Genomic DNA, 14,026 nt, shown 5'->3' on the forward strand with positions numbered 1-14,026 from the left:
TATTAATAAAATGGCGGTATGACAGTTTCTACCACCGCCAAATCCACATTCAGCGGCTACCGGGATGCACTCTCGGGGCTGATGATCTTCCTGACCCTGCTGCTCGCCCTGCTGGATACCTTCCAGCTGGCTGACACCGCAGAGATTGCTACGGTTTGCGCCTGGACATTTGTCGCGCTGGAGTTCAGCCGCCTGACACCCAAGCAGCGGCTGCCCATTTATCTGTTGCTGGGTGGAGGATGCGGGTTCATCGCCTGGGCCTGGCATGGCGGCGCCCACATCCAGCCTCTGGCCATTCTGGGCGAGCATCTGAAGCTGGCCATGCTGCTGGCAGCCGTCAATTTCATCCGTTTGAGCACCCGCCTTGAGCCAGTGGACAACAGGCCAGGCGCACGCAGCTTTGTCACCACCCTTGCAGGCATGCATGTCCTCTCCTCGGTCGCCAACTTCTCATCGATGTTGCTGGTCGGCGAACAGCTCAAACGCAAGGGCACGCTGTCGTCACTGTCACAGATCATTCTCGCCCGAGGCTTCAGTCTAGCCATTCTCTGGTCTCCATTTCTCAGCATTCTGCCACTGGTGCTGGAACAGGTGCCCGGTACGGAGCTTTATGCAATCTATCCCTATACCCTCGCGCTGGCGTTATTGGGTCTGATTTATACGCTGATTGAAGCCCGTCATCGCTACACACCTGAATTTGACCACTACCAGGGCTACCCGATGACAGGCCGTAGCCTGATGATGCCGGCATGTCTGATCGCAGCTATCCTGCTGGTCAGTGGTGTGTGGCCAGAGCTGCCCACGGTCGGGGTCGTGGCGGTGCTGGCCGTACTGACGCCTGTCCTGCTGCTGACACTGCGACAAGGACCCGCCGAAGCGGCCAGCCATGTTTGTGGCCATGTGCTGCAGCGGCTGGCTGATACCCGTGGAGAAGTGACTCTCTTCCTCAGTGCCGGCTTCCTGGCGGCCGGGGTCAAAGCCTGTATCGGCGCTGATCTGTTCAGCCTGCCCTTTGCTCAAACCGATGCCACCGTGGCGATTCTGGTGATGTGGAGCATCGTTGGTTTCGCCTTTCTGGGGATTCACCAGTTTGCGCTGGTGGCCACGTGCGCAGGACTGCTGGCGGATGTCACCACAGCCCCGACACTGATGGCGATCGCTTATATAATTGCAACTTCGGTGTCGATGTCCGGTAGCCTGTTCAGTGGTGTAAACTTCATTCTGCAGGCCCGCTTCAACTGTTCCGGCCGCACCATTCTAAGAAACAATCTGGCCTACTCGGTGCTGATGCTGACCGCAGCCTCGGTTCTGATCTATATGCTGCCGTTTATGGGAATCTATTGATGCAACCGAGCCAGCGCCAGTTAACGGGTAATATCTCTCTCATGCGCAAATACGAAGACTCCATACCGCTCAAGCTGCTCAAGGCCCGTGAGGTCACCATGGGCTTCTTTCGTCCCATCCTTCAGGAGATCCCCCTGACCGAGCAGCAGTGGCGTATCATCCGTGCACTGGACGAGCATGGCGAACTGGAATCCAAACAACTGGCCGAGCTCTGCTGCATTCTCAGTCCCAGTCTGACTGGCATCATCAGCCGCCTGGAGCAGCAGGATTACATTCAGCGCCGTCGCTCTCCAGAAGATCAGCGCCGTGTGCTGATCAGCCTGACCGACAAGGCCAAGGAAATGTTCGATAAGGTAAGACCGACGCTGGAAGCACGCTACCAGGAGATCACCGATCAGTTCTCACGCGAGAACATGGAGCAGCTGGACAAACTGCTCAACATGCTCTGCCAGATCAAACCCTGACCCCTGTCAATAATCCTTTCTGTTGTTTAGCGGCGCCCCTTTCGGGGAGCCGTTGACATTAGATAACATGTTAACTAGCATTACTTAACATGTTAACAAAGTGCGGACATTCTCAGGATTGATCTGTTTGCCCCCGGGCAGTCCCTTGCCTCACCGACCAGATCTGTCGACCCGCCAAAATAAAAAGGTGTGACCATGGGCGAAATCGTACTAGCTGCAAAAATTACACATGTCCCGACCATGCTGCTGTCAGAGCAGCCGGGTAAACTGCAGGGTTGCCGCCAACAGGCAATCGATGGTCAGCGCGAGATCATGCGCCGAGCGCGTGAGGCCGGTGCCGATACCGTGATCGTTCTGGACACCCACTGGCTGGTCAACGCCGGCTACCACATCAACAGCAATGCCCGCTTCAAAGGCTGCTTTACCAGCCACGAGTTCCCGCACTTCATCCAGAACCTGGAATATGACTACCGCGGCAACCCGGCTCTGGGTGATGCCATCGCAGCCAAGGCGACCGAGAAAGGTGTCTTTACCCTGTCTCACCAGGTGGAAACGCTGGATCTGGAATACGGCACCCTGGTCCCCATGCACTTCATGGAACCGGGCGACATGCCCATCGTTTCCATCGCGGCCTGGTGCACGGTGCACAGCCTGGAAGCCTCACGCAAGCTGGGAGAGGCTATCACCGAAGCGGTAAAGGAAAGCGACTGCAAGGTACTGTTGCTGGCCTCAGGTTCCCTGTCGCACAAGATCTGGGAAAACGACCTGTATGAAGCCAACAACGGCACGTTCACCATCTCTCGCGAGTTCAACCGGCAGGTCGATCTGCGCGTGCTGGAACTGTGGCAGAACGGCGAGATCGACACCTTCCTGAAAATGCTGCCCGAATATGCTCAGTACTGCTGCGGTGAAGGCGGCATGCACGATACAGCCATGCTGTTCGGTGCACTGGGCTGGGACAAGTACACCGGCAAGGGTGAGCTGATTGGCGAATACTTCCCGAGCTCCGGCACCGGTCAGGCCAACGTGATCTTCCCGATCGACTAAGTTAACTAAAGCCTGATGCCTCTGGCGCAAGCCGGAGGCCGATAACGAATACACGATAACCCAACATAAATTAAGCAGACGGAGACCCATCCCATGCTGCAAGCATCCTACCCTTACTACTTGGCCAATGAAGCCCAGGCTCCTAACCAGGACCTGGCGGTGTACGACAAGTTCACCGGTGAAGTGGCCACTCGCGTTGCCATGGCTGACGCTGCTGCCATCGATCAGGCGATTGCCGCTGCCGATGCTGCCGCCGAAGCAATGAGCAAGCTGCCGGCATACAAGCGTCAGGATATCCTGAACTACTGCGTCAAGCGTTTTGAAGAACGTGCCGAAGAACTGGCCGTTGCCCTGTGCATCGAAGCCGGCAAGCCGATCAAGGATGCTCGTGGTGAAGTGACCCGTCTGATCGACACCTTCCGTATCGCGGCGGAAGAAGCCACCCGCATCGGTGGCGAGGTGGTGCCGATGGACATCAGCCCCCGTGCCGAAGGCTACACCGGCATGTGGAAGCGTGTACCGATCGGTCCCTGCTCCTTCATCTCCCCGTTCAATTTCCCGCTGAACCTGGCCGCGCACAAGGTTGCTCCGGCGATTGCGGCAGGCTGCCCGTTCATCCTGAAGCCTGCAAGCCTGACGCCGATTGGTGCGATCATCATCGGTGAAATCCTGGCGGAAACCGACCTGCCGAAAGGTGCCTTCTCCATTCTGCCTTGCCACCGTGACGGTGCCGATCTGTTCACCACCGACGACCGCCTGAAGCTGCTGAGCTTCACCGGTTCTCCGGATGTGGGCTGGCAGCTGAAGGCCAAGGCCGGCAAGAAGCCGGTGGTACTGGAACTGGGCGGCAATGCGGCCTGCATCGTTGACGAAGGTACCGATATCGATGATGCCGTTGCCCGTATCGTCTTCGGCGCTTACTACCAGTCCGGCCAGAGCTGCATCAGCGTGCAGCGCATCATGGTGCACGAGAAGCACTATGATGAAGTGCGTGACAAGCTGTCCGCCGCAGTCAACGGTCTGGTACACGGTGACCCGAAAGACGAAAGCACCTTTATCGGCCCGATGATCTCCGAGAAGGAAGCGACCCGACTGCATAACTGGGTTCTGGAAGCCAAAGAAGCCGGCGCCACGGTACTGGCCGGTGGCGAGCGTGAGGGTGCGATGCTGCAGGCCACCCTGCTGGAAAACGTGGATCCGGAACAGAACGTGAACACTCAGGAAGCCTTCGGTCCGGTTGCGATCCTGTCCAAGTTCACTGACTTCGATGCCGCTCTGAAAGAGGTCAACAACTCAGACTTCGGTCTGCAGGCAGGCATCTTTACCCGCGACATCTACAAGATCCAGAAAGCCTGGAACGAACTGGAAGTCGGCGGTGTGGTCATCGGTGACGTACCGTCCTGGCGTGTTGACCACATGCCTTACGGCGGCGTGAAGGATAGTGGTCTGGGTCGTGAAGGCGTTCGCTACGCCATCGAAGACATGACCGAACTGCGTCTGCTGGTCATTCGCGATCCGAAATAGGGATCAGGTCAGGGGCTTCGGCCCCTGCCTTCAAGCTGAACAGGTCAATCGTTGAGACAACCGCCTTCCCTTATCCTGCTGATTTTCATCGCCATGGCCAGTCCATTGGCGCTGAACGCCTTCGTCCCGGCCATGCCGGATGCGGCGCAGGCGCTGCATGCGGATATCGGCACCATCCAGCTCACGTTCACCGCCTACCTGCTGACGTTGGCTTTTGGTCAGCTGATTTCAGGACCGCTGGCCGACTTTTTTGGCCGCCGACCTATTCTGCTGACCGGGCTGGGCCTTCATGTCGCCGGCAGCCTGTTGGCTGCACAGGCCACAGGTGTGGAATGGCTGATTGCCGGACGCGTGCTCCAGGCGTTGGGCGGCAGCACGGCCATGGTGCTGGCACGTACCATCATTCTGGATGTCCATGGCCGTGCCGGCGCTGCCGGACGCATGGGTTACGTGGTCATGGCAATTGCCATCGCGCAGTCGATTGCTCCGACTCTTGGCGGTTACCTCAACCTCTGGAGTGGCTGGCAGTCGGTCTTTTACGTGTCGATCGTGATGGGAGCACTGGTCTGGCTGTTCGCTTTGATTCAGCTGCCTGAAACCTGCACTGAACGCAGTCCAAACCTGCGGCTGGGCAGTCTGGTTGGCCGTTATGGCGAAGTGCTGCAATCAGGTCAATACTTGGGCTATGCGGTTTCCACCACGGCAATCGCCTCGGCCTTTTACCTGTTTGTCGGCAGCAGCCCCTACCTGGTCGTGGACCAGCTACAGGGCGATTCCGCAGACTTCGGTCTCTGGTTCCTGGCGGTATCGCTGGCCTTCATGCTCGGCAGTTTCAGCTCAACTCAGCTGGCACGCCACTTCAGCATCGACCAGATGGTCCTGCTGGGCAACGTATTGTCGCTGATCGGCGCAGCCATACTGCTGCTGTTCGCTTTGTCAGGGGCATTGACGTTCGCTTCCCTGTTTTTGCCGATGGCACTGGTTACCTTTGGCCGCGGGCTGAGCCAGCCCAATGCACAGTCCGCAGCGATCAGCTGCGCGACCGGCTCGGCCGGAACGGCTTCAGGGCTGATGGGCTTCATCCAGCTGCTGACCGGAGCCGCCATCGCTCAGCTGGTACCCTGGCTGCTGGAGCTAGGCATCACCACCCTGTTCAGCTGCATATTGCTGGCCCCCTGTATTGCTCTGCTTGCGCACTGGCAGGCATGGCGAGCAGGCCGCCTAACAACGGATTCGGCATCGACTCCACAGTCCTGATGCCCAATGCTTGACCGGGTGTATGCCCGATACAAATAGAAGAGGATAGCCTCATGGGTAAACTCGCATTAGCTGCAAAAATCACACACGTTCCGTCCATGTACCTGTCGGAACTGGACGGTCCTCAGAAAGGCTTCCGTCAGGCTGCCATTGATGGCCATAAAGAGATCAGCCGCCGCTGTCGCGAACTGGGCGTTGACACTATCGTGGTGTTCGACACCCACTGGCTGGTGAATGCCAATTACCATATCAATTGCGCCGCTCACTGGGCCGGTACCTACACCAGCAACGAGCTGCCGCACTTCATCTCCAACATGGAGTTTGAATATGACGGCAACCCGGAACTGGGTCGCCTGATCGCCGAAGAGTGCAACGCTCAGGGTGTCGAAACCCTGGCCCATGATTCCACCTCCCTGGATCCGGAATACGGTACTCTGGTACCGATGCGCTACATGAACGAAGATCGCCACTTCAAGGTAGTCTCCATCTCCGCCATGTGCACCGTGCATTACCTGAACGACAGTGCACGCCTGGGCTGGGCACTGCGCAAGGCGATCGAAGAGAAGTACGAGGGTACGGTTGCGATCCTCGCCTCCGGCTCTCTGTCGCACCGCTTTGCTCAGAACGGCCAGGCTCCGGACTTTGCCACCAAGACCTGGTCTCCGTTCCTTGAGCGCCTGGATCATGAAGTTGTGCGCATGTGGGAAAATGCCGAATGGGAAGACTTCTGCGAAATGCTGCCGGAGTATGCGGTGAAAGGTCACGGCGAAGGCTTCATGCATGACACCGCCATGCTGCTGGGCGCTCTGGGCTGGTCCGAGTACGACCAGAAGGCCGAAGTGGTGACCCCTTACTTCGGCAGCTCCGGCACCGGCCAGATCAATGCCATCTTCCCGGTCTCAGCCGTCAGCGGCGACAAGGTACCAGGCCCTCAGGCTTCCGTGACCAAGAGCTTCGAACCGGGTTCAAGCCGCGTTTAAGCGCCAGACTGATCACCCTGCACTTAACGGCCTGCCTTTGCAGGCCGTTTTCGTTTCAGGTCTAGACTGTTATGGGACCTGTACATTCGACACCGCAATCTAGTTAATATATTAAATACATGCCCGACAGTGGTAAGATTTGCTTCATCAAAACTCTGACGCCAACCCCGACACAACACCGGAGTCCATGATGTCATCGGTAGCCAACCCCAAACGCCTGATCGTACTGCTGGCCGCGCTCGTCGCTTTCGGTCCACTGTCGATCGACATGTACCTGCCCAGCCTGCCTCTCATTGCCGAGGACCTTCAGGCCCCGGAGTCCAGCATTCAGCTGACCATCAGCGCCTTCCTGATCGGGTTGTTCATTGGCATGCTGTTTTATGGGCCCCTTTCGGACAAATTCGGTCGCCGTGGTCTGCTGCTGGGTGGCATCGGCCTCTATCTGGTCGCCACTATCGGCTGCATCCTGGCTGACAGTGCCGAATGGCTCATTGCGGCGCGTTTCATGCAGGCGCTGGGCGGTGCTGCTGCATCGGTACTGGCACGCGCCATCGTTCGCGACCTTTTCCCGCTCAATGAAGCCGCTCGCGTGCTGTCACTGATGCACCTGGTCACCATGATTGCGACATTGATCGCCCCCCTGATCGGCGGCTACCTGATTCTGATATCCGGCTGGCGTTCGCTGTTCATGGTGCTCTTTGCCTTCGCGGCGCTGATGCTGGTTTTCAGCGCCTGGAAGATTCCCGAGACACATCACGGTGACTCTCGCAACGCCAGCATTCTGGCGGTGTTCAAGGCCTATCTTCAGATCGGCATGCAGCCTGTCGCGATCGGTTACATTCTCTGCATGGGCCTGACCTTTGCCGGCATGTTTTCCTACATCACGGCATCTCCGTTCGTGTATATCGAATATTTTGGCGTCAGCCCCCAGCATTACGCCTGGTTTTTCAGCCTCAATATCGGCGGCATTATCGTACTGGTCAGTCTTAACGCCCGCTATGTCGGCCGCTTCGGTACCCAGAAACTGCTGGTAGCCGGCGCTGGACTGGCCGCCCTGTCTGGTCTGGTTCTGATCTTTGCAGGCACGACGGGGCTGGGTGGCTTGCCGCTTATTGTGGCGGGCCTGCTGGGCTTCGTCAGCGTGACAGGTGTACTGGGCTCGAACTGCATGGCCAGCCTGTTGTCTCGTTATCCTCAACAGGCCGGTGCCGCAGCAGGTCTGGCCGTCGCCTGTCAGTTCGGATTGGGCGCTCTGGCCAGTTCAACCACCGGTGCACTGCATGATGGCTCACCGCTGCCAATGACCCTGATTATTGGCCTCACCGGAGTTGGCTCACTGGCCGCCCTGGCACTCACCCGCAATCATGATTGAATTGCCTGCATTTCCGCTTGTCTATACTGAAGTGGTCCCCCTGCGTCACGCAGGGGTGAATACAGAAAAATACAACAACTAACCAGTTTTTTACATTTCCTGTATCGGCATAGCTCCGCATAATCGGTAAATCCTAGCGGATCCCTATTTCGCTGCTAACCGGTTCCCCAAATGCCCAACGCGGTTGCAGCAGTTTCAGACTATTAGAAGAGAGAAGATCCAGATGACTATGCACAATCCGATGCTTGAGAAACTCAAAGAGATCCTTCCGGCCATTCGCGCAAATGCCAGCAAGGCTGAAGAGCTGCGCATGGTGCCGCAGGAAAACATTGATATGCTGCACGGCATCGGTCTGAACCGTGCTTTCCTGCCGAAAGCTTACGGGGGTCTGGAAATTAGCCTGCCAGAATTCACCGACTGCATCGCAGCTCTGGCTGGTGCCTGCTGCTCCACAGCCTGGGCCTACAGCCTGCTGTGCACCCACAACCACCAGATGGCCATGTTCCCGAAGGAAGCCCAGGACGAGTTCTGGGGTGAAAACCCGGACGCTGTTGCATCCAGCTCCATCGCACCTTTCGGCAAGCATGAAGAAGTGGAAGGCGGCATTCTCTTCACCGGCGACATGAAGTGGAGCTCCGGTGTCGATCACGCCCAGTGGATCATCGTTGGTTTCAACCGATTTGACGACGCAGGCGAGAAAATCTACAGCTTTGCCGTGATTCCCAAGAGCGAGTTCACCATCATTGATGACTGGCACTCAGCCGGCATGCAGGGCAGTGGTACCAAAACCGCCAGCATCAAGGGCGTGTTTGTACCTGAGCACCGTATCCAGGCAGCCAAGGATATGATGGAAGGCCGTCACAAGGGCCGTTCCCTGTACCCGGACAGCAAGATTTATCACACTCCGTACCGTCCGTACTTCGCTTGTGGTTTCGCCGCCATGAGCCTGGGTGTGGCCGAGCGCATGATCGACGTGTACAAGGAAATCACCCAGAACCGTGTACGTGCCTACACCGGTGCACAGGTTAAAGAATCCATTCCGCCGATCCTGCGTATCGCCGAATCCTATCAGCAGGTCTGTGCTGCACGTGCTTACCTGGAGAAGACCTGGAACGAGCACAAGGAATACGGTGAGCGTCACGAGTACCCGGATCGCTACACACTGGCGCACTGGCGTACCAACCAGGCCTATGCCATCAAGATGTGCGTCGAAGCCGTTAACCGTCTGTGGGCCGTGATGGGCGCCTCCAACTGGTACACCGACCGTGAAGGTCAGCGCCTGTGGCGCGAGTCCAACATGACTGCGGCTCATGCCTACACTGACTACGATGTATGCGCCCAGATCATCGGTCGTGAAATTCTGGGTCTTGAGCCGGATCCCACCCTGCTCTGATCCAGCCGCTACAAGGCATATAACCGGGCGCACACGCAAGTTGTGCGCCCTGTCCCTGTTTTCACGGGACAGGCTGCTAATCCGGCAGGCATATCTGTGCCTGTAACCACCCCATGTCACTGCGGTGCTGCAGCCCAACATAAGAACCCAACATCCAGGTGCTGATATGAGCAATCAAGTCACTGAATTCGATCCCAAAGCCTTTCGTCGTGCGCTGGGCAACTTTGCCACCGGCATTACCGTTGTTACCGCCCAGACACCCGATGGCGTCAAGACCGGTGTAACTGCCAACAGCTTCAATTCCGTTTCTCTGGAACCGGCACTGATTCTGTGGAGCATCGACAAGCGCTCCGGCAGCTGCGAGATCTTTGAAAAGGCCACCCACTTCGCCGTGAACATCCTGGCGGCCGACCAGATTGAAATTTCCAATCACTTTGCCCGTCCCAGCGAAGACAAGTTCGCCGGCGTTGAGTACACCGAAGGTTTCGGTGGTGCGCCTTTGCTGCCGCACACCTCTGCCTGCTTCCAGTGTGAGTCCTACGAAACCGTAGACGGTGGTGACCACTGGATCCTGATCGGCAAGGTTGTCGCTTTCGAAGACGCAGGCCGCGCCCCCCTGCTGTACCATCAGGGCAGCTACTCCGTGGTCATGCCGCACTCCCGCTTCCCGGCCAAGCAGGACGACCAGCCTGCGGCTGTCGAGCGTCTGAAGTCACGCTTCGAGAACAACTACTACTACCTGATGCTGCAGGCCACACGTGCCTACCAGGCCGATTACACCCCGCTGCAGCTGTCTTCCGGTCTGCGGACCAGCGAAGCACGCATGCTGATGGTGTTGCAGGAAACGCCCAAGCTGAGCCGTGATGAGCTGTTGAAGGAAGTCAACATGCCGGATCAGGAAGTGGATAACGCCATCGAGATCCTGAAGAGCAAAGGCCTGGTAACCTGCAATGAGAATTGCTTCACCATTACCGAAGCAGGCCATGATCAGGCAGAGGCTCTGTGGAAACTTTCTCTGCAGGAACAGGACAAAATGTTTGGTCAGTTCAGCGAAGAAGAGCTGGCAACCTTCAAGAAGGTACTCAAGGGTCTTGCCGGTCTCTAATCGGCATCCCTGCTTTTCCAACTAGACCGGCCCCCGGGCCGGTCACTCGGGATACCTCCAGTACCGAAAGAGACGGCGGTGCTGGGATACAGGTATCCCTCCCCCGGCTTTCCCCTACACGCCATCCGCTCCATAATATCCTTCGCCGTTATACACTAAGCTGTAATCACCTTCCTGACGGAGACTGCTGATGCCAGATCCGCTTCCCGCCACTGATACTGCCTGTAACCTGACGCCAGGCTGGATACCGTCCGGGGATATTCTCAATGTTCTGGAACAGCTGGGCACCACCGGTTTTTATGATGCATTCCTGGATTGGCTCCAGCGCGAGTTCGGTACCGAACAGTGTATGGTGTTCTATTGTGCGGACGGCAAACAGGTATCAACGCTGATCTATAAGGACTATGCACGCGAAGCCTCCGGCAAACGTCTGGCAGAAGCTTACGTCAGCGATCGACACTATTTGCAGGATCCCAATTTCAAGACGCTCAAGACCATCATGTCCGGCGCGGTGGAAGTCGTACGTTTCAACTCGGTCAGTGGTGACATGGGGCTTCATTACCGGAAAGCGTTCTTCGAGACACCCGGCTTTTCCGACAAGATTTCGATCATTCGCGGTACAGACCAGGGCAATTACTATATAAACCTCTACCGCAGAGACCCCGGCTTCGATGCCCGTTTCGACAGCAAAGACTTCAGCCAGAGTGTGTGCGCCCTGATCAGCATCCTTATCAGTAAACACTTCGAGCTGAATGAACGACTTCGGCTGGAGGGCCCCTTGGCGTTTTTATCAGAGCGTGAGCAGCAGGTCTGTCGCGCCGTGCTGCGTGGCAAGAAGAACGAAGCCATTGCGGCCGAACTGGATGTAGCCGTCAGCAGTGTGATCACTTACCGCAAGCGCGCCTATGAAAAACTGGGTATCTCAAGCCGTGCTCAGCTGTTTGCACTTTGCCAATGATTTTACGCTGATTTTGATCCAGACCCAGTGAACCGAAACATCTCGTTGTAACGTATTCTTTACTATAGTGTTGGCATATATTGCAGTAACGATACTGAAGCCAAATTGTCACCGCTAGCCTGGGCAGAGAGCGCCATGACATTATTCATCAAGTGCCACTCCGGACAAGTGCCATGGCTGTTTTAAAACGCAATCTCTGGACGCTCTGCTGGCTGATCCTGCTGGGAGGCGCTCTTTTACTCTCGGTCATCCTGTACAACCGCTGGCAATCCATCTATATCGGCTATCAAACCTATCACATGAGCAGAGCACAGCTGGTTTCTCAGGCGGTAGACAGCGTATTGAGAACCCAAGAGCTGGTGTTGGATGTCATCGGTCGAGAACTGATGAGAACAGGTGATGTATTCGATACCAGTGAAGCCGTTCCGTTGCTGGATAACGTTCTCAAAGTCGACAATGCCCTGATCGGTTTTGGCCTTGCTCGACCGGACGGAAAGCTGGTGCGCGTCAGCTCCAACCTTGATCTTTCGAAACTGCCCAATCTGCGAACCTACCCTGCGACTGCCGAAAGTTTTGCACAAACACTGGAAACTGACACCATGGTGCTCGGCAGGACCTACTATTCTGAACCCCGTGATACCTGGACTATTCCGATACGCAAGGCACTGCGTAACGACAGGGGTGAAGTCGTAGCCGTAATGACAGCCGGGTTGCGGCTCGGATCCGGTGGCGGCGTTTTCGACAAACAATTGCATAATGGTCCGGACGATAGCGTGATGCTGTTCCGGGAAGTCGATGGCTACGTGCAATACATATCACGTGAAGACAGCCACACAAGTTGGTATTCACGTGCCTTGACGACCATGGAAGAGCGACGTGAAAAACGCCTGAAGTATGAAGCTCAACTGGGGATGACGGAAGCTGAAATCAAACAGCTCGATAAGGCCTTCACACTCACCACCGAACTGAATGGCCAGCGTACGCTGACAGCCGCCATCTTCAATCCACGCTATCAACTCTGGATTGTTTCTGAAACGCGCTTCAAGCCGATCTGGCAGGATTTCTTTGCCGCATTCGTCCAGTACCTGCTGATTTATCTGGGCATCTCAGCAGTCTTGCTGTTCCTGTTCCGCATCATTGATAACGCCGCCAAGAAGCGCAACCAGGAGCTTTTTTACCACTCCACCCATGATGACCTGACAAGGATCCTCAATCGGGCTGGCCTGCTCGGTAAAATGAATGAGCTGCTGGCTGCCCAGAAGCCTTTCACCGTTGTCGTGATCAACGTCGACAACTTCAAAGGCATTAACGACCGCTACGGACAGGAAGCCGGGGACCAAGCCCTGATCGAACTCGCCCGACGGCTGCAAACAATGCTGGATTCCGGTGATCTGCTTGCCCGACTCGGTGGCGATGAATTTGTTATCACGACCTACAACACCGACTTGATGCATTTGCAGACATCCTGCCAAACACTGGTCGAAAAACTGGCCAAGAGTTTCGATGTCGGACATTTTCGAATTCAGCTGACCGCAAGCGTGGGACTGGCCATTTATCCCGAACACGGAAAGTCCAACAGCAACCTGTTACGTAGTGCTCACTTGGCGCTGTACAAGTCCAAACAAAGCCGCAACTCCTTCTGTATCTATCGTAGCGAAATGGAGATGGCTTACCTCAGACGGCTGACCATTGAACAACGTTTGAAATATGCCTTGAGCCGCGACTTGCTGAACATGGTGTACCAGCCGCAATTGGATGAAAAGGGGCATATGGTAGGCCTTGAAGCACTGGTGCGCTGGCATGATGAAGAACTTGGGTTCGTATCGCCCGCCGAATTTGTTGAAGTCGCCGAGCAAACAGGCCTGATGATCAGCCTCGGCCGCTTTGTTATGGATACCAGCCTGTCGGAATACGCCAAACTGCGCAGAGACTGCGGTATCACACTGGATCTCGGCATCAATATCTCCGTAATACAGTTTGAACAACCCGACTTTGTTCAAAGCGTTTTACACGCTCTTAATACCTGGGGCATTCCCCCTCAGGAACTCGTTCTTGAGGTCACGGAAACCCTTGTCATGCACAATTTCGATCAGGTTCTCAGCACCGTCAAACATCTGCGAAGGGAGGGCATTCGTATCTCCATGGATGACTTTGGTACGGGCTATTCGTCGCTGAGCCTGTTACGCAAATTGCCGATCGACGAGCTCAAGATTGACAAGAGCTTCGTGGACAGCATGCTCGACGACGAACGAGCCGCCAACATGATTCAGAGCATCATCTATATCGCTCGTAGCCACAACATGCATGTTGTTGTGGAAGGCGTTGAGCTGGAAAAACAGGTGACCGCTCTGGTCAAAATGGGCTGCCAACGTTTTCAGGGTTACTACTTCAGCCGTCCCGAGCGACTGGACAAGATTGTAGAAATGCTCTCAACCGGTCACTTCCTGATGCCTGATACCGAGGCCAGGGCCGGCTGAACCTTCTGCCTTCCCGAGGGCCCGCTTCAAAGCGACTTTCATATCTGACTTGTTCTGTCCTCATCACCAGCATGCGATCTGTTAAAATGCTGCCCTGGCTCTGCC

At 56.2% G+C, this 14,026-nt stretch carries 11 protein-coding genes; all 11 read left to right on the plus strand.

Annotation, left to right across the window (positions count from 1 at the left end):
• Nucleotides 1-18 precede the first annotated feature (18 nt).
• Nucleotides 19-1,344 carry a hypothetical protein gene (locus LN244_RS12220; protein WP_239040061.1) on the plus strand — a complete coding sequence of 442 codons (1,326 nt, stop codon included), beginning with the start codon at nt 19-21 and terminating at the stop codon, nt 1,342-1,344.
• The gene (gene hpaR, locus LN244_RS12225; protein ID WP_239040062.1) at nt 1,344-1,808 is read left to right on the plus strand and encodes a homoprotocatechuate degradation operon regulator HpaR; all 465 of its coding nucleotides are present in this window, start codon (nt 1,344-1,346) and stop codon (nt 1,806-1,808) included. Before LN244_RS12220 ends, hpaR begins: the two co-directional genes overlap by 1 nt.
• A gap of 195 nt (nt 1,809-2,003) precedes the next feature.
• A complete protein-coding gene (hpaD, locus tag LN244_RS12230; protein ID WP_239040063.1) occupies nt 2,004-2,855 on the plus strand; it encodes a 3,4-dihydroxyphenylacetate 2,3-dioxygenase in 852 nt (283 codons plus the stop codon).
• A gap of 93 nt (nt 2,856-2,948) precedes the next feature.
• The gene (locus LN244_RS12235; RefSeq protein ID WP_239040064.1) at nt 2,949-4,379 is read left to right on the plus strand and encodes an aldehyde dehydrogenase family protein; all 1,431 of its coding nucleotides are present in this window, start codon (nt 2,949-2,951) and stop codon (nt 4,377-4,379) included.
• A gap of 51 nt (nt 4,380-4,430) precedes the next feature.
• Nucleotides 4,431-5,636 (plus strand): multidrug effflux MFS transporter, encoded by a 1,206-nt coding sequence (locus LN244_RS12240; protein WP_239040065.1) that lies wholly within the window; start codon nt 4,431-4,433, stop codon nt 5,634-5,636.
• Between the two features lie 53 nt (nt 5,637-5,689).
• Nucleotides 5,690-6,616 (plus strand): 3,4-dihydroxyphenylacetate 2,3-dioxygenase, encoded by a 927-nt coding sequence (gene hpaD / locus LN244_RS12245; protein ID WP_239040066.1) that lies wholly within the window; start codon nt 5,690-5,692, stop codon nt 6,614-6,616.
• A gap of 190 nt (nt 6,617-6,806) precedes the next feature.
• Complete coding sequence (locus LN244_RS12250) at nt 6,807-7,988, plus strand: Bcr/CflA family multidrug efflux MFS transporter (RefSeq protein WP_239040067.1); 1,182 nt, start codon at nt 6,807-6,809, stop codon at nt 7,986-7,988.
• A 223-nt stretch (nt 7,989-8,211) separates the two neighbouring features.
• Nucleotides 8,212-9,381 (plus strand): p-hydroxyphenylacetate 3-hydroxylase oxygenase component, encoded by a 1,170-nt coding sequence (locus LN244_RS12255; RefSeq protein ID WP_239040068.1) that lies wholly within the window; start codon nt 8,212-8,214, stop codon nt 9,379-9,381.
• Nucleotides 9,382-9,547: 166 nt separating this feature from the next.
• Complete coding sequence (locus tag LN244_RS12260; RefSeq protein ID WP_239040069.1) at nt 9,548-10,486, plus strand: p-hydroxyphenylacetate 3-hydroxylase reductase component; 939 nt, start codon at nt 9,548-9,550, stop codon at nt 10,484-10,486.
• Between the two features lie 190 nt (nt 10,487-10,676).
• On the plus strand, nt 10,677-11,444 hold the full coding sequence (locus tag LN244_RS12265; protein WP_239040070.1) for a LuxR C-terminal-related transcriptional regulator: 768 nt from the start codon (nt 10,677-10,679) through the stop codon (nt 11,442-11,444).
• A gap of 173 nt (nt 11,445-11,617) precedes the next feature.
• Nucleotides 11,618-13,921 carry a bifunctional diguanylate cyclase/phosphodiesterase gene (locus tag LN244_RS12270; protein ID WP_239040071.1) on the plus strand — a complete coding sequence of 768 codons (2,304 nt, stop codon included), beginning with the start codon at nt 11,618-11,620 and terminating at the stop codon, nt 13,919-13,921.
• The last annotated feature ends 105 nt before the right edge of the window (nt 13,922-14,026 follow it).

Origin of the sequence: Marinobacterium sediminicola (assembly GCF_022343685.1) — a bacterium.
Taxonomy (GTDB): Bacteria; Pseudomonadota; Gammaproteobacteria; order Pseudomonadales; family Balneatricaceae; genus Marinobacterium; species Marinobacterium sediminicola.

What these genes read in the sequence shown, in the direction of transcription:
- LN244_RS12250 (WP_239040067.1), top strand. Translation starts at nt 6,807, where the DNA reads ATGTCATCGGTAGCCAACCCCAAACGCCTGATCGTACTGCTGGCCGCG.
- LN244_RS12255 (WP_239040068.1), top strand. Translation starts at nt 8,212, where the DNA reads ATGACTATGCACAATCCGATGCTTGAGAAACTCAAAGAGATCCTTCCG.
- LN244_RS12220 (WP_239040061.1), top strand. Translation starts at nt 19, where the DNA reads ATGACAGTTTCTACCACCGCCAAATCCACATTCAGCGGCTACCGGGAT.
- LN244_RS12235 (WP_239040064.1), top strand. Translation starts at nt 2,949, where the DNA reads ATGCTGCAAGCATCCTACCCTTACTACTTGGCCAATGAAGCCCAGGCT.
- LN244_RS12270 (WP_239040071.1), top strand. Translation starts at nt 11,618, where the DNA reads ATGGCTGTTTTAAAACGCAATCTCTGGACGCTCTGCTGGCTGATCCTG.
- LN244_RS12260 (WP_239040069.1), top strand. Translation starts at nt 9,548, where the DNA reads ATGAGCAATCAAGTCACTGAATTCGATCCCAAAGCCTTTCGTCGTGCG.
- LN244_RS12265 (WP_239040070.1), top strand. Translation starts at nt 10,677, where the DNA reads ATGCCAGATCCGCTTCCCGCCACTGATACTGCCTGTAACCTGACGCCA.
- hpaD (WP_239040066.1), top strand. Translation starts at nt 5,690, where the DNA reads ATGGGTAAACTCGCATTAGCTGCAAAAATCACACACGTTCCGTCCATG.
- hpaD (WP_239040063.1), top strand. Translation starts at nt 2,004, where the DNA reads ATGGGCGAAATCGTACTAGCTGCAAAAATTACACATGTCCCGACCATG.
- hpaR (WP_239040062.1), top strand. Translation starts at nt 1,344, where the DNA reads ATGCAACCGAGCCAGCGCCAGTTAACGGGTAATATCTCTCTCATGCGC.